Raw genomic sequence first — 19,326 nt, forward strand, 5'->3', positions numbered from 1 at the left:
AAACGTTGTTGCTGGTTACTCAAGCCGATCAAACGACGCCCGATCAGGTGCGTCAGCCAACTGCCGACAGCGGCGTAGAGCAACGCGCACCAAAACATATAGCCGGGAATGGTGATGCCGAACACATCAATGCTGCCCGACACGCCCCACAAAATCACCGAAAACGACACCAGGCTGACGACATTGCGCAACAGCCCAAGGCCCAGGCTCAGGGTGTTGGAGGTAAAGCTGTTGAGGTCTTCGGAGATCCGCTGGTCCGGGTTATCGGTGTAGCCGCCCTGCTCCAACTGGTAGTAATTTTTGTCGCCCAGCCAACGTGCAAAGTGCTTGTCGGTAAGCCACGCACGCCAGCGAATAGTCAGCATCTGGGTCAGGTAGAGGCGGTACACCGCGCCCAGAATCGCCACCGTGGCGATACCGCAGAAATAGACGATCTGCTGCCAGAACGCAGCGGTGTCCTTTTTCTCCAGGGCGTTGTAGAAGTCCTTGTACCAATGGTTGAGCCACACCGAAATGGCCACGCTGAACAGCGACAAACCAATCACCACGGCCAGCAGCAGCCAGGCCTTGCCCTTCTCTTCACTGCGCCAGTAAGGCGTGATCATCGCCCAGGTTCGGCGCAAGAATTGCCCACGCACTGCGTCATTGACCGCGGAGTACTCAGCGTTCTGATTCATCGTTCAGGCTCGGTAGGAAAGAAGTGACAGGCGTTTGAACCGATCATAATTGATCGGTTCAGGGCTCCGTGCGGCCTGAAGCGGGTCGTTCAGCCTAGGTTCAGCGTCGTACCGGACGTTTTTGCAACTTGCGTTGCAGGGTGCGGCGGTGCATGCCCAGGGCACGCGCGGTGGCGGAGATATTGCCTTCGTGTTCGGTCAGCACGCGCTGGATGTGTTCCCACTGCAAGCGGTCTACCGACATTGGGTTTTCCGGCACCAGGGTGTCGAGATCGGCGTGCTCGGAAAGCAAGGCGGCCAGTACATCATCGGCATCCGCCGGTTTGCACAGGTAGTTGCAGGCGCCACGCTTGATCGCCTCGACAGCGGTGGCAATGCTGGAGTAACCGGTGAGGATCACCACGCGCATTTCCGGGTCCAGTTCCAACAACTTGGGCAGCAGCACCAGGCCGGAATCGCCGTCCATTTTCAGGTCGAGCGCGGCGTAGTCCGGCAGGTCGGCCTGGGCGATGGTCAGGCCTTCTTCGGCGGAACCGGCGGTGCTTACACGGAAACCGCGACGGCTCATGGCGCGCGCCATCACGCGGGTAAAAGTGGCGTCGTCATCTACCAGCAACAGGTGCGGCAGTTCTTCGCCTTCGACTTGGATCTCGTCACTCATCGATATCTCCTCGTGCGACACGGGGCAGGCGCAGCTCGGTGAGCGTGCCACCTTCCTCATGACTATAGAGCTTCACTGAGCCGCCCGCGCGGGTCACGCTGGCCTTGCTCAAAAACAGGCCGAGGCCGAAGCCTTTGCCTTTGGTGGTAAAGAACGGTTTGCCGATCTGCTCGGCAATGGCCAGCGGCACGCCGGCACCGTGGTCGCGAATGCTGATGGTCACGTTTTCCATATCCCAGTCCAACTGCACGCCCAGGCCTTCGGGGCAAGCGTCGGCGGCATTGTTGAGCAGGTTGAGCAGCGCCTGGGTCAGGTCCGGCGGCGGTGCCATGCGCGGCACGGTACCCTGCCCCAGCAGATGGAAGCGGTAGCTGGCCTCGGGACGCATCAGGTGCCAGCGGTTCAGGGCCTCATCGAGCCAGTGGGTGACGTCCTGCATCTCCACCGCCAGGCGGCGATTGGCTTCGGCGGCACGCACCAGTTGCTGCAAGGTTTGCTTGCATTGCTTGACCTGCTCGCGCAATACGCCGAGATCTTCTTGCAGGACGGGGTCGTGGTGATCCTGCGTCATTTCGTTGAGCAAAACGCTCATGGTGGCCAGCGGCGTGCCCAACTCGTGAGCGGCACCCGCGGCCTGGGTGGCGACGGCCAGCAGTTGCTGGTCACGCAGCCCCTCTTCACGGCGGATAGCGCGCAGTTCTTCCTGGCGGCGCAGCTCTTCGGCCATGCGCGCCGCAAAAAAAGTGATCACGGCGGCGGACAACGCAAAACTCAACCACATCCCATAGATCTGCAGGTTTTCTCGGGCGATGGGAAACGTCTGCAACGGATAGAACTGGGCCAACAACAAGGTATACAAGGTCAGCGCGATGCCCGACAGCACCACCGAATAGCGCCACGGCAACGTCACCGCAGCGATGGTCAGCGGCACCAGGTAATACGAAACGAACGGGTTGGTGGAACCACCGGAGAAATACAGCAACACACTGTGGATAAATAAGTCGCAAGCCAATTGCAGGGCATATTCCAACTCGGTCACCGGCCAGGTGGTGCGCAACCGGATCGCGGTAAACACGCAAAGCACGGTGGAGAACCCGAGGGTCACGCCCAGTGGCAGCCAGGGCAGCGGCAGCAGGTCGAACCAATAGGCAAGCCCAACCGAACCGGCCTGTGCGGCCAGTACCAGGGTACGAATGAACGTCAGGCGCCAGAGGTTCTGGCGGGTGGCGGAAGTCAGTTTTACGGCGGCGAGCATGAGCTCTCCCGGTGGGCGCTGCTAGCAGATCGGCAGGAGTATAAACGAAGCAGGCCTGCCGGCACGGCGTGTGTGGCTCTTTGCCGCAGGCCACCCAAATGACCGCTCGTCGCCGCCCAGACAATTTGTAGCTGATGTGTAAACCCGAAGAACCCGACGTTACCGTCTACAGTCATACCGATACGAACCGCCCAAGGAGCTTCCATGTCACGTTTCACTCGCAATGCAGCCATCATCACCCTCAGCGTCGGCACCCTGGCCAGCGTTCCGGCACAGGCTGGCGATGACCTTCATTACAACCAGATCTCCCTGCGCGCCGAAGCCAGCCAGGAAGTGGCCCGCGACAAGATGATCGTCACCCTCTACACCGAGTCCCAGAACGCCGACCCGGCCAAGCTCGCCGCCGAAATCACCACCACTCTCAACAAGGCCCTGGGCCAGGCCCGCGAAGTCAAGGCCGTGACCCTGCGCCAGGGCAGCCGTAACAGCTACCCGATCTACGACAACAAGAACCAAAAGATCACCGGCTGGCGTGAGCGCGCCGAACTGCGCCTCGAAAGCGCGGATTTCCCGGCGTTGTCCAAACTCACCGGCGAACTGCTTAACACCCTGAAAATGCAAAACATGGATTTCGCCATCGCCGACGCCACGCGCAAAGCCAGCGAAGATGCCCTGCTCAAGGACGCAGTCACTGCATTCAAAGCCCGTGCGCAACTGGCCACCGACGCGCTGGGCGGCAAGGGCTACAAGATCGTCAACTTGAACTTCAATACCAATGGCTACCCACAACCTTACGCCCGTGGCGCGATGATGATGAAAGCGGCGGCCATGGAGGACTCGGCGATCCCTGAGGTCGAGGCCGGTACCAGCCAGGTCACGATGTCTGCCGATGGTGTGATCGAAGTTATTCAGTAGTTTTTTCACGGATAAAAAACGGCGCGACCTCAGGTCTGCGCCGTTTTTTTTCGGCTGTGCAATCGCAACGTTTGGTCATTAATTGCGACGTTTATGCGGGAATCGTGGCGGCGGTTTTCAACACCTACATACAGTCCCGCCTGACAAGGAGCGTGCAGCGGGTATGTATTCAGATCACCGCCGAGGAGCACCCACATGACTATCCGCCCCACACACCGCTTGCGACCCGCCGACTCAAAAAACCATCGTGTTTCAAACGCTCCGACAATAAGGAACCGAGGATGAATATAAATCCGAGTCCTTATGTGGTCGGCGCCCATTCACCCGCGCATAGCCGCCCTCCTCGATCGATTGATGAATCAGCCTCTGCCGATAACCAGCTGCCGGGCCAGGTAAATAGTGCAGAGGACAAAACGATCGGGCTTGGGCAAAAGCCGCCTCCAACGCCTCGGCACACAGCTGAATCGGCCCCCTACAACGCCACGATTTACGGTTCGAACACCGCGATGGCGCTGGATGCGAGCGTGTCCATTCATCAGCGGGAGCAGCGTATCGGTGCTTATGCCGATCGCGTAAAAACGCAGATCCGGAATATAGAAAGCGGCAGCGAAGGCGAAAGAAACGTTAAGTTCCAACGCGCACGCCAGTTCATGGAACCCGCAGGGTACTTCAGCGGGGGGTTATTGGCTGCGGGGGTCGACCCGCACGAAAAGATCACAGTGACATTTACTTCCTATACGGGCGTGGGCAAACCAGAACATCTTACCGACACCGAAAAGCGTACTTATTTTGCTTGGGAAATCGCAGCGGGTGCGTTTGCTCACGACAAAGTAGAACGCGGCGGCCCGCTCAATTTTCATTTTATGGAAATCGACGAAATAGACCGGGGCAAGGTCAACGATCTGGAAACCATCGGTAAGAAACTTCAAGATCATTGGGAAAAAGAGATAGCGACACCAATGCGGAACGCCTCGGGCGTCATTGCGCGACGCTCAGGAAAATCGGATGCCTATGTATTAAAGGGCAGTTTACAAAGCCTCGCTAACAACAAGGACAGCTTTGAAAAGCTCAGTGCGCAAGCCCAAGCGGCAGTCAAGCGAACGCTGGAGCAGAACGGCCAAGTTATCATTCCCAATATTTATGGCTACCCATTGGCGGATTATGCATTTGTTCCTTATACGCCCTATGACGGCAATTACAGGAATAGGCCTAATCAAGGCCTGATGATCGACTTACGACATGGCGCCGCCCATGAAATACATGGCGATAAGGGTTTTGTCGATTGGGCTAAAAACAATCGCAACCACCTGCAACTCAGCTTCAATGCCAGTGACCGGCAAGGAGGCCATGACGCCCATTGGCCAAAGGCTGGCGAGGTTCTTGATAATTTAATCGCCGACAATCACGCCACTTATCCTGGGTATCAAAACTTCCTCAAGGACCAGGCCATACCGATCCGGGAAACCTTTAATTACACCCGCGGGCGACACGCCGACTATCGGTTGAAATACGCCAACGTGGATAAAGTTGCCTCCCAATACCAGGCTCAGAACGCCAAAAACGCGGTATGGAACGACCAGACCGAGGTCTTTGGTTCTTCACAACAAAGCTGGAAGGCCGCAAAGGAATTTTGGGGCAATACCTTCGGCTACCTGCCCGTGGTTGGCAACGCCGGCAACATCGTCTTCGGCGTGCACGATGGCATCTATGGCATGACGGCCGAGGATCGCGTTGGCGGCAATGCCGCAGCCGTCATCTGCAGCCTGCAGCTGGTGCACGAGGTCGCAACCGCAGGTGCAGAGCGTGGCCTGGGCAGTGTCCCGGTGGCCCCCGACAACAGCGACTTCAGATGGCGGCTAAATCCGCAGACGAGCGATTTTGAACTGGTGCGCGTCCCCGAAACGTTGAACAACCGCGATCTGGCCTCAACCACACCCAAGGCAGCGCCTGATGTAGAACCCACCAACGAGCCCGCGCAATCCTTCCCGGGTATGCGGGAAATCGAGTTCAAGGATAAAAAATATTTCGTCGCTGATAAGCCTGATGCCAGCGACGGCGAGCATTACTTATTGCGCGTCAGGGACCCGGCTGACCCGTCGAAACTGGCGCACAGCGCAATTGTCGCCAAGCCTGACGAAGCCGGGGTCTGGCAACGACGAGGAATAGAGGGCGGCGGCATATGGCCTTGGAGTCGCGCACCTTCGAGCCCCCCACAGAGAACGTGAAGATTCAGCCACGGCTTTCCGACGGATTCGATGTACTGGGCGATCCCAAGACCAGCGGTGCCGATCGTTTTGACAAAGTCTTTAACTACAACAGCAATACCGCTTATGAGCAATCGATCAGCAACTTCAACGAAGGGGACGTTCTTAAACGCAAACTCAATGTTTCCTGGAGCGTTGCAGAGGACAACTTCGAGGTTTCTTCCAGCGAAAAAGCGCAGCGCAACGAGCACAGTGAAACGCCCTACTCACAGAACTTTCTCAAGGATTTGAACCGTGACCGTTATACCGTCCAAATAAAGCAACCCGACGGTTACACCACGGTAAAACTGGACGCCTCGGGAAAAGCCGATGGTGAAACACTGGCCCTGCGACTCAAGCAATTTGAAAGTGCCATTCCCGACCCCCTCTTGCGCTCGCGCATCTCCGAAGTCGCGCATCAGGGCAGTGTAGCGCCCACAGCGGTCGAGTTGAAAATCAACCAATTACAGGAACATGTGGGATTTCGGGGCAAGGACACTCACTACATCATTACTTATGACCCACAAACACCTACGGCCCAGGTCAAACTGGAGGCTGACATCAACTTACTCGACCTCGATAACGATGCGGCGCCCATACCCGATATGGAGGTCACCGCGCGTCGAACCTTCGATATCGCAGAAACCAATGAACTGAACGAAGACGCAAACCCTTACGCCATTAATAAAAAGGCACCGTTCACCCTGACGGCGTCGAGCATCGTCGATCTAAAACAGTAACCACGCCTTCCTGATACAACATAACGGCGGTAACCTCGGTGACCGCCGTTTTCGTTTGAGCAGCCTTTATATACCTGCCCTATCAGGAGTCTCCATGGACAGAATCGCGTTGAAACCGCTCCTCCTCGCCGCCGGGCTGCTGGCGTTCATGCCGATGGCCCACGCCGCCAGCACCCTGGTCTATTGCTCTGAAGCCAGCCCCGCCGGTTTCGACCCGAGCCAGTACACCAGCGGCACCGATTTTGATGCGTCGGCCGAAACCGTGTTCAACCGCCTGACCCAGTTCAAGCGCGGCGGCACCGAAGTCGAACCCGGCCTGGCGACACGCTGGGAGGTGTCCCAGGACGGCCTGGCATACACCTTCCACCTACGTGATGGCGTCAAGTTTCATACCACTGACTTCTTCACCCCTACCCGCGATTTCAATGCGGACGATGTGCTGTTCACTTTCAACCGCCTGCTGGATGCCGACAGCCCGTTCCGCAAGACCTACCCGTCCGAATCGCCGTATTTCACCGACATGGGCTTGAACACTACGATCAAGAATGTCGAAAAACTCGACGACCACACCGTGCGTTTCAACCTGAATAACGTCGACGCCGCCTTCGTGCAAAACCTGGCCATGAGCTTCGCCTCGGTGCAATCGGCCGAATACGCCGCGCAATTACTCAAACAGGGCACGGCCTCGGACATCAATCAGAAGCCGGTGGGTACCGGGCCATTTGTGTTCAAGCGTTACCAGAAGGATTCGCAGATTCGTTACTCGGCCAATAAACAGTACTGGAAGCCCGAGGATGTGAAACTCGACAACCTGGTGTTCGCCATCACCCCGGATGCGGCGTCGCGCCTGCAGAAACTCAAGGCCGGCGAATGCCAGGTCAGCGGCTACCCACGCCCCGCCGACATCGAGGTGATGAAACAGGACCCGAACCTGCGCGTGTTGCAGCAGGCCGGGTTCAACCTGGGCTTTTTGGCCTACAACGTCAATCGCCCGCCGCTGGACCAACTCAAGGTGCGCCAGGCACTGGACATGGCCATCGACAAGCCGGCAATCATCAAGGCCGTGTACCAAAGCGCCGGACAATTGGCGCAGAACGCCCTGCCACCGGCGCAGTGGTCTTATGACCCGACCATCAAGGACGCCCCATACGATCCGGCCAAGGCCCGGGCGCTACTAAAAGAAGCAGGGGTTGCACCGGGGACCACCATCAACCTATGGGCAATGACCGTACAACGCGCGTCCAACCCGAATGCGCGCATGTCGGCCCAGATGATCCAGCAGGATTGGGAAAAGATTGGCATCAAGGCCAATATCGTCAGTTATGAGTGGGGCGAATACATCAAGCGCGCCAAAAATGGCGAGCACGACACGATGATTTACGGCTGGACCGGCGATAACGGTGACCCGGATAACTGGCTCGGCGTGCTCTACAGTTGTGCCGCGGTCAAGGGCAGCAATTACGCCAAATGGTGTAACCCGGCGTACGACAAGCTGGTTCAGCAAGCCAAGCTGAGCAGTGACCGCGAGCAACGCATAAAGTGGTATCAACAGGCGCAAAAAATCCTTAAGGAACAGGTACCTATAACGCCTATTGCGAACTCGACGGTTTTCCAGCCCCTGCGCAAAGAAGTGAAAGATTTCAAGATCAGCCCCTTTGGGCTGACGCCGTTCTATGGCGTGAGTCTAGATAAGTAACAAACACGCACCAACCGAGTGCGCCAGACGCCTCGGTTGGGCTGTTTTAGTGCGCTGTTTGCACCTAAAAAACCCTCAAAATGTACGTAATTATGTCGAAACTTTCATAATTGCGACATTCCTGTACGTTCGTCCCACTCTTTGCGCCTTGCACCGGTTCAGCATCTTGCAATGGGTATGGCGCCTGCATAAGTATCCGCAGGCCGACTCACGAGGTCGCCCTCACCACCAAAAATGACAACAAATCATGAGGCCAACATGCTTAAACACGCAGTCCTTCCGTTATTAGTGAGCGCGGGCCTTATGGCCGCAGCCCCTTTTGCCCAAGCGGCAACTAACCTGGTGTTCTGCTCCGAAGGGAGCCCGGCCGGTTTCGATCCAGGCCAGTACACCACCGGAACAGACTTCGATGCCTCGGCCGAAACCATGTTCAACCGTCTGAGCCAGTTCGAACGTGGCGGCACCGCCGTTATTCCGGGCCTGGCCACCAGCTGGGACGTGTCCCCGGATGGCCTGACGTACACCTTCCACCTGCGCGAAGGCGTCAAGTTCCATACCACCCCGTACTTCAAGCCTACTCGTGAATTCTCGGCTGACGACGTACTGTTCACCTTCAACCGGATGATCAATAAAGACGATCCGTTCCGTAAGGCCTACCCCACCGAGTTCCCGTACTTCACGGACATGGGGATGGACACCAACATCAAGAACATCGAGAAAATCGACGAGCACACCGTCAAGTTCACCCTTGGCACCGTGGACGCAGCCTTCATCCAGAACCTGGCAATGAGCTTCGCGTCGATCCAGTCGGCTGAATATGCCGCCCAACTGTTGAAGAACGGCACGCCACAGGACATCAACCAGAAGCCGATCGGCACTGGCCCGTTCGTATTCAAGAGCTACCAGAAAGACTCGAACATTCGCTACACCGGCAACAAGGACTACTGGAACCCTGCCGATGTGAAGATCGACAACCTGATCTTCGCCATCACCACCGACCCGTCGGTGCGTATCCAGAAGCTCAAGAAAAACGAATGTCAGATCACCCTGTTCCCACGCCCGGCCGACCTGAAGGCGCTGGGCGAAGACAAGGACCTGAAACTGCCGCACCAGGCCGGTTTCAACCTCGGTTATGTGGCTTACAACGTGATGGACAAGGTCAAAGGCGACGACAAGCCCAACCCACTGGCTGACCTGCGCGTTCGCCAAGCGTTGGACATGGCGGTGAACAAGCAACAGATCATCGACTCCGTTTACCAAGGTGCGGGCCAGCTGGCGGTCAACGCCATGCCACCGACCCAGTGGTCCTACGACACCACCATCAAGGATGCCAAGTACGACCCGGAGAAAGCCAAGGCGCTGCTCAAGGAAGCCGGCATCAAGGAGGGCACCGAGATCGTGCTCTGGGCCATGCCGGTTCAGCGTCCGTACAACCCGAACGCCAAGCTGATGGCTGAGATGCTGCAGAACGACTGGTCCAAGATCGGCCTGAAGGTCAAGATCACCAGCTATGAGTGGGGCGAGTACATCAAGCGTTCCAAAGGCGGCGAGAACCAGGCCATGATCATTGGCTGGAGCGGCGACAATGGTGACCCGGACAACTGGCTGAACGTGCTGTTCGGCTGCGATTCGCTGAACGGCAACAACTTCTCCAAATGGTGCGACAAAAAATTCGATGGCATCGTGAAAGAAGCCAAGGCTACCTCGGATGTCGCCAAACGCACCGAGCTGTACAAGCAGGCGCAACATATCCTCAAAGATGCAGTCCCGATGACACCTATCGCGCACTCGACGGTGTATCAACCCATGCGCACGACCGTGCAGGACTTCAAGATCAGCCCGTTTGGCTTGAATTCCTTCTACGGCGTGAGCGTAAGCGGCAAGTAAGGACCACTGGCGGCGACGTTTCCTAACGTCGCCGTTATTGCATCCGCCAGGCCCGTATGAAACAGACCACGTTCGCAGTCGCTGCTTCCTACAGAAATGAACTGCGGTACGCGACTCCGTTGCCTACAGGGTCAATCCTATTTGGCGCATTTACTGCGAAGTCCTCGGCCCATAACGTCGTAGGACAGCAGAGGCTTCAATTTGGGAAAGGCACTTGCTGTGCGTGGGATCAGTGATGTCCTCCTGGCCGAAAGCCAGGCTGATTGCTCGCTGATGACAATTACAAACAAGGATCGGGATCGTCATGCGCCATACCACCGCTCTCTCCGCAATCTTTGCCACCAGCCTGCTGGCGGTGACCACCATGGGCCAAGCCGCCGACAAGAAGAGCCTGGTGTTCTGCTCCGAAGGCAGCCCGGCAGGCTTTGATACCGCGCAGTACACCACCGCCACCGACAACGATGCGGCCGAGCCGCTGTATAACCGCCTGGTCGAGTTTGAAAAAGGCGCGACCAACGTGATACCTGGCCTGGCGACCAAGTGGGATATTTCCGAAGACGGCCTGACCTACACCTTCCACCTGCGTGAAGGGGTGAAATTCCACAGCAACAAGGAGTTCAAGCCGACCCGGGACTTCAATGCCGACGACGTGCTGTTCACCTTCAACCGCATGCTGGACCCCGACCACCCGTTTCGTAAGGCCTACCCCACCGAGTTTCCGTACTTCAACGGGATGAGCCTGAACAAGAACATCGCCAAGGTCGAGAAGACCGACGCGCATACCGTGGTGATGACGCTGAACACGGTGGACGCCGCGTTCGTGCAGAACATCGCCATGAGCTTTGCGGCGATTCTTTCCGCCGAGTACGCCGAGCAGTTACTCAAGAGCGGCAAGCCCAGCGACATCAACCAAAAGCCGATCGGCACCGGCCCGTTCGTGTTCCAGCGCTACCAGAAAGACTCGCAGATCCGCTATGCGGGCAACAAACAGTACTGGGACCCGAGCCGGGTCCAACTCGATCAACTGATCTTCGCCATCAACACCGACGCCTCGGTGCGCGTGCAGAAACTCAAGGCCGGCGAATGCCAGGTGACCCTGCATCCGCGCCCGGCTGACGTCGATGCGCTCAAGGCCGACCCCAACCTGCAATTGCTGACCAAGCCGGGCTTTAACCTCGGTTACATCGCCTACAACGTGCGCCACAAGCCGTTCGATCAGCTCGAAGTGCGCCAGGCGCTGGACATGGCGGTGAACAAGCAGAGCATCCTGAACGCCGTGTACCAGGGCGCGGGGCAGTTGGCGGTCAACGCCATGCCGCCGACCCAGTGGTCCTACGACGACACCATCAAGGACGCCGCCTACAACCCGGAAAAAGCCAAGGAACTGCTCAAGGTCGCCGGCGTGAAGGAAGGCACCGAGATCACCCTGTGGGCGATGCCGGTACAACGTCCGTATAACCCCAACGCCAAGCTGATGGCCGAAATGCTGCAGAACGATTGGGCCAAGATCGGCCTGAAAGTGAAGATCGTCAGCTACGAGTGGGGCGAATACATCAAGCGCACCAAAAATGGTGAGCACGATGTCAGCCTGATCGGCTGGACCGGCGACAACGGTGACCCGGACAACTGGCTGGGCACCCTCTACAGCTGCGACGCCATCGGCGGGAACAACTACTCCATGTGGTGTGACCCGGCGTACGACAAGCTGATCAAGCAAGCCAAGGTCGTCACCGACCGTGAACAACGGACTGCTCTGTACAAACAGGCGCAGCAATTGCTCAAGCAGCAAGTGCCGATCACGCCTGTCGCCCACTCGACGGTCAACCAGCCGTTAAGCGCCAAAGTCGAAGGCTTCAAGGTAAGCCCCTTCGGCCGCAACGTGTTCTCGGGCGTCAGTATCACCCCATAAGAAAATAACCGGATGACAGCAGAGCCAAACGGCTCTGCGGCAAACGTGCAGCCTTTTATTGGGATTTTTCCTACAGCAAACGTTTGCAATAGCTTGAACGAGTTACACACCCAATAGCCGGTCCACCTAAAAAGACCGGCATAAAAAAGAGAACCAAAGGAGCTTCAACCCATGAAACTGAGCAGCAAAGCGCTTCTGGCCCTGGCCATCAGCAGCATCACGGCCACCGCCTATGCCGAACCCGCCAGCCAGGACTTCGTGCCTACCACGCTGGCCGGCACCAGCGCGCAAAGCGAGGCCAAGGGCTTTATCGAAGACTTCACCCTGGGCGGCACCACACGTAACTGGTACTCCCACGAAAGCAAATACCGTGGCGGCACCTTCTCGTACACAAAACACGGCAAGACTGAAACCGACCGCAACCGTACCAACTGGGTACAAGGCACGATCCTCAACGCCAGCTCGGGTTTCACCCAAGGCACCGTGGGCGTGAAGACCGAAGTGGCGCTGTACAACGCGCTGGTTCTGGATCGCAGCAAGCGTGATATCAAGGGCGGTTCCAACCGCACCCTGGCCGGCTCGGACGGCGATGCAGTCGATCAGTGGAGCAAACTGGGCCTGGCCAACATGCAGTTCCGCGTGTCCAACACCACCCTGACCGCCGGTCGCCAGAACTTCAGCAGCGGCATCGTCGACACCATCGGCAACCGTGCGCTGCCTTCCAGCTTCCAGGGTGTGAGCTTCAACAGCGAAGAGTTCAGCAACCTGTCGTTCCAGGGCGGCATTTTCGATCGCGTTTCGCCGCGTACCGAACAGAGCCTGTCGAAATTCAGCTCCGAATACGGCAATGGCCAGACAACCGACAAGGTCAAGACCCTGGGCTTCAACTACCAGCCGTTCAAGAGCCTGAAAACCAGCGTGTTCGCGGCCAACGTCGAAGACTTCTGGAACCAGTACTACTTCGGCGCCACCCACGAACTGGGTGATGCACAGACCCTGGCACTGACCACCGGCCTGAACTACTACAAGACCACCGACACCGGCAGCAAGAAGATGGGCGACATCGACAACGATACCTACTCGTTGTCCCTGGGACTGACTCACCAGGCTCACAGCCTGACCTTCGCATACCAGGAAGTGAACGGTGACGAGTACTTCGACTACCTGCACGAAACCAACGGCATCTACCTGGCCAACTCCCTGACGTCCGACTTCAACAGCCCGAACGAGAAGTCGTTCCAGGTGGCCTACGCCATCAACATGGCCGAATACGGCGTGCCTGGCCTGAAGTTCAACGTCTACTCGGCACGCGGCTGGGGCATCGACGGTACTCACTACACCGGCACCGCCTACGGCGAAGCTGGCAAGTCGCGCAGCGACTTGCGTTTGATGGATGGCGAGAAACACCAGGAATACGGTGTAGGCGCGGCGTACGCCGTGCAGAGCGGGCCACTCAAGGCCACCGCGATTCGTGCCACCTACGTCGAACACCGTGGCAGCGCTCAACAGGCTGACGGCAACATCAAAGAGTTCCGTCTGGTCACCACCATCCCATTTAAAATTCTTTAATTAGCGCCAGGTAAACGGCGGGCTCAGGACGAGCCCGCCGTCTACGTTTTACTGGTCCCATCGATTGCAGAGGGTTCCGAATGAAAATGCTCCCGCTACAAGCCGCCATGGCTGCCGCGCTGTTGAGCGTGGCGATTGGCGTTTCGGCCAAACCACTGGTGGTCTGCACCGAAGCCAGCCCGGAAGGTTTTGACCCGGTTCTTTACACCACGGCCGTGACCGCTGACGCCGCCGCCGAAACCATGTTCAACCGCCTGGTGGACTTCAAGCCCGGCACCACCGAAGTGGTCCCCGCGCTGGCCAAAGACCTGCCAGAGATCAGCGCCGATGGGCTGACCTACACCTTCCACCTGCGTGACGACATCAAGTTCCACACCACCGACTACTTCAAACCCACGCGCAACCTGAATGCCGACGACGTGCTTTGGAGCTTCCAGCGCCAGCTGGACCCGAAACATCCGTGGCACAACAAGTCCAACGTGGGCTACCCGTACTTTGAAAGCATGGGCTTCAAGGAACTGCTCAAAAGCGTGGAGAAGACCGACGATCACACCGTCGTCTTTACCCTGACCCGTCCTGAAGCACCGTTTTTGGCCGACTTGGCCATGGCGTTCTCCTCGATCCACTCCGCCGAATACGCCGACCAATTGCTCAAGTCCGGCAAGACCGATGACCTGAACGCCAAGCCGGTCGGCACCGGGCCGTTTATCTTCATCCGCTACGCCAAGGACGCCCAGGTGCGCTTCAAGGCCAACCCGGAGTACTTCCGTGGCAAGCCGCCGGCCGATCCGCTGATCCTGGCGATCACCACCGACAACAACGTGCGCCTGCAGAAGCTCAAGGCCAACGAGTGCCAGGTCGCGCTGTATCCCAAGCCGGATGACATTCCGAGCATCAAGAAAGACCCGAACCTGAAAGTCGATGAACTGGCCGCAATGACCACCGCGTACACCGCGTTGAACACCACCCACAAGTACATGAGCGACGCGCGGGTGCGCCACGCGATCAACATCGCGTTCGATAAAAAGGGCTACAACGAATCGCTGTATGGCAAAGGCAACGCCGTCGACGCCACCGGCCCGTACCCACCGACCCTGCTGGGCTTCAGCGACAAGCTGAAAAACCCCGAGCGCGACCTCGCTAAGGCCCGTGCCCTGCTCAAGGAAGCCGGCGTACCGGAAGGCACCGAGTTCACCCTGTTCACCCGTAACGGCGGTGGGCCGACCAACCCCAACCCGCTGCTCGGCGCCCAGCGCATGCAGGCGGACCTGGCGCAGATCGGCCTGAAAGTGAATATCAAGGTCATGGAATGGGGCGAAATGCTCAAGCGTGCCAAAGCCGGCGAGCACGACATGGTCTCGGCCGGTTGGGCCGGTGATAACGGCGACCCGGACAACTTCCTTACGCCGAACCTGAGTTGCGACGCCGCCAAAAACGGCGAAAACTACGCCCGTTGGTGTAACAAAGAGTTTCAGGCCTTGATCGACAAGGCCCGCGCCGACGCTGAACCCCAGGAACGCGCCGCACTCTATCAACAAGCACTGGACGTTTTCGCCAAGGACCAACCCTGGATCCCCATGGCCTACCCGAAAATGTTTACCGCCATGCGTAAAAACGTCGAGGGGTATACCCAAAGCCCTCTGACCACCAATAACTTCGCCACTACCCAGGTGAAGTAAATAAGAAAAACGCTCGGCACCGCCCACAGGGACGGTGCCGGACCTGCCTAACCGGCTGATTGAGGTACACACCAAGATGTTTAGTTTTATTGCGCGCCGATTGGGGTTATTGATCCCCACGTTTTTCGGCATCACGTTGCTCACGTTTGCGTTGATACGCATGATCCCTGGCGACCCCGTCGAAGTCATGATGGGCGAGCGGCGCGTCGACCCCGAGATGCACGCACAGGCAATGGAACGCCTTGGCCTTAACAAGCCGTTGTATGCGCAGTACCTGGATTACGTCGGCAAGCTCGCCCAGGGCGACCTTGGCGAATCGCTGCGTACCCGCACCAGCGTATGGAGCGAGTTCACCGCCCTCTTCCCCGCGACCCTGGAACTGTCCATGGCCGCCCTGTTGTTCGCCGGCATCCTGGGCCTGTTGGCCGGGGTGATCGCGGCATTGAAACGAGGATCGCTGTTCGACCATGGGGTGATGGGCATCTCCCTGGCGGGCTATTCGATGCCGATCTTCTGGTGGGGCCTGATCCTGATCATGTTCTTCTCGGTGAGCCTGGGCTGGACCCCGGTTTCCGGGCGGATCGACCTGCTCTACGACATCGAGCCGCGCACCGGCTTCATGCTCATCGACACGCTGCTGGCTGACGAGCCGGACGCGTTCTTCGACGCCCTGCATCACTTGATCCTGCCGGCCATCGTGCTCGGCACCATCCCGTTGGCGGTGATCGCGCGGATGACCCGTTCGTCGATGCTCGAAGTGCTGCGCGAAGACTACATCCGCACCGCCAAGGCCAAGGGCCTTTCGCCGGCACGCGTGGTGTTCGTACACGGCCTGCGCAACGCGCTGATCCCGGTGCTCACCGTGGTCGGCCTGCAAGTCGGCACCCTGCTGGCCGGTGCGGTACTGACCGAAACGATCTTCTCGTGGCCCGGCATCGGCAAATGGCTGATCGAAGCCATTGGCGCGCGGGACTACCCGGTGGTGCAAAACGGCATTCTGCTGATCGCCTGCCTGGTGATCCTGGTGAACTTCGTGGTGGATATCCTCTACGGCTTCGCCAACCCACGCATCCGTCATCAGCGCTGAGATCATGACCATGACCACACCTACACAAGCGTCGGCAGTCGATCAAAGCCTGCTGTACCCGTCCCCGTACAAAGAATTCTGGCAAGCCTTCTCCAAGAACAAAGGCGCGGTTGCCGGCCTGCTGTTCATGCTGCTGATCGTGTTCTGCGCGATCTTCGCGCCATGGGTGGCACCGCATAACCCGAGCGAGCAGTACCGCGACTTCCTGCTCACCCCGCCGTCGTGGCTCGAAGGCGGGCAGATCCAGTTCCTGCTCGGCACCGACGAACTGGGCCGCGACCTGCTCTCGCGCCTGATCCAGGGCTCGCGCCTGTCGCTGCTGATCGGTTTGTCATCGGTAGTGATGTCGTTGATCCCGGGCATTCTGTTAGGCCTGTTCGCCGGGTTCTTCCCGCGTCTGCTCGGCCCGACCATCATGCGTCTGATGGACATCATGCTGGCCCTGCCGTCGCTGCTGCTGGCCGTGGCCATCGTCGCGATCCTCGGCCCTGGCCTGATCAACACCGTGATCGCTATCGCGATCGTGTCGTTGCCGTCCTATGTGCGCCTGACCCGCGCGGCCGTGATGGGCGAACTGAACCGCGACTACGTGACCGCCGCGCGCCTCGCCGGTGCCGGCCTGCCGCGCCTGATGTTCATCACCGTGCTGCCCAACTGCATGGCGCCGCTGATCGTACAGGCCACCTTGAGCTTCTCCTCGGCGATCCTCGACGCCGCGGCGCTGGGCTTCCTTGGCCTGGGCGTACAACCGCCAACGCCTGAGTGGGGCACCATGCTGGCCTCGACCCGTGACTACATCGAACGCGCCTGGTGGGTGGTGAGCCTGCCTGGTTTGACTATTTTGCTCAGCGTGCTGGCAATCAACTTGATGGGTGACGGCCTGCGCGATGCGCTGGACCCGAAACTCAAGAACGCCGCCTGAGGAGATTCCCATGTCACTGTTAGAAATCAAGAATCTCAATGTGCGCTTCGGCGACAAGACCGCCGTGCCGGTGGTCGATGGCCTCGACCTGTCGGTCGACAAAGGCGAAGTCCTGGCCATCGTTGGCGAGTCGGGTTCGGGTAAGTCCGTGACCATGATGGCGCTGATGGGCCTGATCGAGCACCCCGGCATCGTCACCGCCGATGCGCTGACCTTCGACGGCAAGGACATGCTCAAGCTGAGCAACCGCCAGCGCCGCCAGATCGTCGGCAAAGACCTGGCGATGGTGTTCCAGGACCCGATGACCGCGCTGAACCCCAGCTACACCGTGGGTTTCCAGATTGAAGAAGTGTTGCGCCTGCACCTGAAGATGTCCGGCAAGCAAGCCCGCAAGCGCGCCATCGAACTGCTGGAAAAAGTCGAAATACCGGGCGCCGCCAGCCGCATGGACGCCTACCCGCACCAACTGTCCGGTGGTATGAGCCAACGCGTGGCCATTGCCATGGCGATTGCCGGCGAGCCGAAGCTATTGATCGCCGACGAACCGACCACAGCGTTGGACGTGACGATTCAAGCGCAGATCATGGACCTGCTGCTGGCCCTGCAAAAAGAGCAGAACATGGGCCTGGTGCTGATCACCCACGACCTTGCGGTCGTCGCGGAAACCGCCCAGCGCGTGTGCGTGATGTACGCCGGCCAAGCGGTGGAAGTCGGCCAGGTACCGCAACTGTTCGACATTCCGGCGCACCCGTACAGCGAAGCGTTGCTCAAGGCGATCCCCGAGCACAGCCTCGGCGCGACACGCCTGGCCACGTTGCCCGGCATCGTGCCCGGCCGTTACGACCGCCCGCAGGGCTGCCTGTTGTCGCCGCGTTGCCCGTATGTGCAGGAAAACTGCCGCACCCAGCGCCCCGGCCTTGATCCGAAAAGCAACAGCCTTGCGCGCTGCTTCTACCCCTTGAACCAGGAGGTGGCGTAATGGCCGTCGTTCTTACCGCCCGCGACCTTACCCGTCACTACGAAGTGTCCCGTGGCCTGTTCAAGGGCCATGCGTTGGTACGCGCGCTTAATGGTGTGTCATTTGAACTCGAAGCCGGCAAGACCCTTGCCGTGGTCGGCGAGTCGGGCTGCGGCAAATCCACCCTGGCCCGTGCGCTGACGCTGATCGAAGAGCCGTCTTCAGGCTCGCTGAAAATCGCCGGCCAGGAAGTCGCCGGCGCCGACAAGGCCCAGCGCAAGCAATTGCGCAAAGACGTGCAGATGGTGTTCCAGAGCCCCTACGCGTCGTTGAACCCGCGCCAGAAGGTCGGCGATCAACTCGGCGAGCCGCTGTTGATCAATACCAACCTGTCCGCCGCCGAACGCCGCGAGAAAGTGCAGGCGATGATGAAGCAGGTGGGCCTGCGCCCCGAGCATTATCAGCGCTACCCGCACATGTTCTCGGGTGGCCAGCGCCAACGCATCGCCCTCGCCCGCGCAATGATGCTGCAACCCAAAGTGCTGGTGGCGGATGAACCGACCTCGGCCCTGGACGTGTCGATCCAGGCCCAGGTGCTCAACCTGTTCATGGACCTGCAACAGGAGTTCAACACCGCCTACGTGTTCATCTCGCACAACCTGGCGGTGGTGCAACACGTGGCCGATGACGTGATGGTGATGTACCTCGGTCGCCCGGTTGAGGTGGGCCCCAAGCAAGATATCTACGCCCGCCCGCTGCACCCCTACACCCAGGCGCTGCTGTCGGCCACACCGACCATCCACCCGGACCCGAACAAGCCGAAGATCAAAATCGTCGGCGAGTTGCCCAACCCACTGAACCCGCCGTCCGGCTGTGCTTTCCACAAGCGCTGCCCGTATGCGACGGCACGCTGCAGCACCGAGGAGCCGCAACTGCGCGCCTTGGACAACCGCCAGGTGGCTTGCCACTACGCGGAGCAGTTTGTGGCCTGACCGCCACAAAAAAGGCTCTGGGTTTTCAATCCAGAGCCTCTCTTGAGTTTTACAGCCCTTCCCATCAGGTTGCGCATCAGCCTGGCGGGAGGGGCTTTCTTTTTGGCGACTTAGCTATCGGATTCCCATGGCTACT

At 59.0% G+C, this 19,326-nt stretch carries 14 protein-coding genes and 1 pseudogene; 12 read left to right on the forward strand and 3 right to left on the reverse strand.

Annotated features, from left to right (window positions below):
- The 3 genes and pseudogenes from AB4O23_RS00005 to AB4O23_RS00015 all read right to left on the reverse strand — a co-directional run.
- A pseudogene (locus tag AB4O23_RS00005) lies at window positions 1-677 on the reverse strand (SbmA/BacA-like family transporter); the annotation flags it as partial.
- A 100-nt stretch (window positions 678-777) separates the two neighbouring features.
- Window positions 778-1,338 carry a response regulator transcription factor gene (locus AB4O23_RS00010; protein WP_003171731.1) on the reverse strand — a complete coding sequence of 187 codons (561 nt, stop codon included), beginning with the start codon at window positions 1,336-1,338 and terminating at the stop codon, window positions 778-780.
- Entirely contained in the window at window positions 1,331-2,593 is a 1,263-nt protein-coding gene (locus AB4O23_RS00015; protein WP_017530125.1) for an ATP-binding protein, read from the reverse strand. Before AB4O23_RS00015 ends, AB4O23_RS00010 begins: the two co-directional genes overlap by 8 nt.
- A 204-nt stretch (window positions 2,594-2,797) precedes the next feature.
- Between AB4O23_RS00015 and AB4O23_RS00020 the strand changes: the two genes are divergently transcribed.
- The 12 genes from AB4O23_RS00020 (at window position 2,798) to AB4O23_RS00075 (ending at window position 19,190) form a co-directional block, all read left to right on the forward strand.
- Window positions 2,798-3,508 carry an SIMPL domain-containing protein gene (locus AB4O23_RS00020; RefSeq protein WP_065877300.1) on the forward strand — a complete coding sequence of 237 codons (711 nt, stop codon included), beginning with the start codon at window positions 2,798-2,800 and terminating at the stop codon, window positions 3,506-3,508.
- Window positions 3,509-3,789: 281 nt separating this feature from the next.
- Window positions 3,790-5,733: a hypothetical protein gene (locus tag AB4O23_RS00025; protein WP_460068840.1), complete on the forward strand. Its 1,944-nt coding sequence runs from the start codon at window positions 3,790-3,792 to the stop codon at window positions 5,731-5,733.
- On the forward strand, window positions 5,688-6,491 hold the full coding sequence (locus AB4O23_RS00030) for a hypothetical protein (RefSeq protein WP_460068838.1): 804 nt from the start codon (window positions 5,688-5,690) through the stop codon (window positions 6,489-6,491). Before AB4O23_RS00025 ends, AB4O23_RS00030 begins: the two co-directional genes overlap by 46 nt.
- Window positions 6,492-6,585: 94 nt before the next feature.
- Window positions 6,586-8,187, forward strand: coding sequence for an ABC transporter substrate-binding protein (locus tag AB4O23_RS00035; RefSeq protein WP_460150356.1), 1,602 nt, complete (start codon window positions 6,586-6,588; stop codon window positions 8,185-8,187).
- 258 nt (window positions 8,188-8,445) lie between these two features.
- Entirely contained in the window at window positions 8,446-10,074 is a 1,629-nt protein-coding gene (locus tag AB4O23_RS00040; protein ID WP_017530129.1) for an ABC transporter substrate-binding protein, read from the forward strand.
- Window positions 10,075-10,438: 364 nt separating this feature from the next.
- Window positions 10,439-11,983 carry an ABC transporter substrate-binding protein gene (locus AB4O23_RS00045; RefSeq protein WP_460106355.1) on the forward strand — a complete coding sequence of 515 codons (1,545 nt, stop codon included), beginning with the start codon at window positions 10,439-10,441 and terminating at the stop codon, window positions 11,981-11,983.
- Window positions 11,984-12,154: 171 nt separating this feature from the next.
- Window positions 12,155-13,552, forward strand: coding sequence for an OprD family outer membrane porin (locus AB4O23_RS00050; protein WP_017530131.1), 1,398 nt, complete (start codon window positions 12,155-12,157; stop codon window positions 13,550-13,552).
- Window positions 13,553-13,632: 80 nt separating this feature from the next.
- Window positions 13,633-15,231: an ABC transporter substrate-binding protein gene (locus tag AB4O23_RS00055; protein ID WP_017530132.1), complete on the forward strand. Its 1,599-nt coding sequence runs from the start codon at window positions 13,633-13,635 to the stop codon at window positions 15,229-15,231.
- Between the two features lie 76 nt (window positions 15,232-15,307).
- Entirely contained in the window at window positions 15,308-16,318 is a 1,011-nt protein-coding gene (locus AB4O23_RS00060; protein WP_026067443.1) for an ABC transporter permease subunit, read from the forward strand.
- Window positions 16,319-16,328: 10 nt separating this feature from the next.
- Complete coding sequence (locus tag AB4O23_RS00065) at window positions 16,329-17,240, forward strand: ABC transporter permease subunit (RefSeq protein ID WP_460150358.1); 912 nt, start codon at window positions 16,329-16,331, stop codon at window positions 17,238-17,240.
- A gap of 10 nt (window positions 17,241-17,250) precedes the next feature.
- Entirely contained in the window at window positions 17,251-18,219 is a 969-nt protein-coding gene (locus tag AB4O23_RS00070; RefSeq protein ID WP_017530135.1) for an ABC transporter ATP-binding protein, read from the forward strand.
- Window positions 18,219-19,190: a peptide ABC transporter ATP-binding protein gene (locus AB4O23_RS00075; protein ID WP_068938064.1), complete on the forward strand. Its 972-nt coding sequence runs from the start codon at window positions 18,219-18,221 to the stop codon at window positions 19,188-19,190. Before AB4O23_RS00070 ends, AB4O23_RS00075 begins: the two co-directional genes overlap by 1 nt.
- Window positions 19,191-19,326 lie beyond the last annotated feature (136 nt).

Source organism: Pseudomonas sp. H2_A10, from assembly GCF_054680085.1.

Coding starts and splice junctions, on each gene's coding strand:
- AB4O23_RS00015 (WP_017530125.1), bottom strand. CDS start 2,593: ATGCTCGCCGCCGTAAAACTGACTTCCGCCACCCGCCAGAACCTCTGG.
- AB4O23_RS00030 (WP_460068838.1), top strand. CDS start 5,688: ATGGCCTTGGAGTCGCGCACCTTCGAGCCCCCCACAGAGAACGTGAAG.
- AB4O23_RS00020 (WP_065877300.1), top strand. CDS start 2,798: ATGTCACGTTTCACTCGCAATGCAGCCATCATCACCCTCAGCGTCGGC.
- AB4O23_RS00070 (WP_017530135.1), top strand. CDS start 17,251: ATGTCACTGTTAGAAATCAAGAATCTCAATGTGCGCTTCGGCGACAAG.
- AB4O23_RS00065 (WP_460150358.1), top strand. CDS start 16,329: ATGACCACACCTACACAAGCGTCGGCAGTCGATCAAAGCCTGCTGTAC.
- AB4O23_RS00075 (WP_068938064.1), top strand. CDS start 18,219: ATGGCCGTCGTTCTTACCGCCCGCGACCTTACCCGTCACTACGAAGTG.
- AB4O23_RS00040 (WP_017530129.1), top strand. CDS start 8,446: ATGCTTAAACACGCAGTCCTTCCGTTATTAGTGAGCGCGGGCCTTATG.
- AB4O23_RS00060 (WP_026067443.1), top strand. CDS start 15,308: ATGTTTAGTTTTATTGCGCGCCGATTGGGGTTATTGATCCCCACGTTT.
- AB4O23_RS00045 (WP_460106355.1), top strand. CDS start 10,439: ATGGGCCAAGCCGCCGACAAGAAGAGCCTGGTGTTCTGCTCCGAAGGC.
- AB4O23_RS00050 (WP_017530131.1), top strand. CDS start 12,155: ATGAAACTGAGCAGCAAAGCGCTTCTGGCCCTGGCCATCAGCAGCATC.
- AB4O23_RS00010 (WP_003171731.1), bottom strand. CDS start 1,338: ATGAGTGACGAGATCCAAGTCGAAGGCGAAGAACTGCCGCACCTGTTG.
- AB4O23_RS00025 (WP_460068840.1), top strand. CDS start 3,790: ATGAATATAAATCCGAGTCCTTATGTGGTCGGCGCCCATTCACCCGCG.
- AB4O23_RS00055 (WP_017530132.1), top strand. CDS start 13,633: ATGAAAATGCTCCCGCTACAAGCCGCCATGGCTGCCGCGCTGTTGAGC.
- AB4O23_RS00035 (WP_460150356.1), top strand. CDS start 6,586: ATGGACAGAATCGCGTTGAAACCGCTCCTCCTCGCCGCCGGGCTGCTG.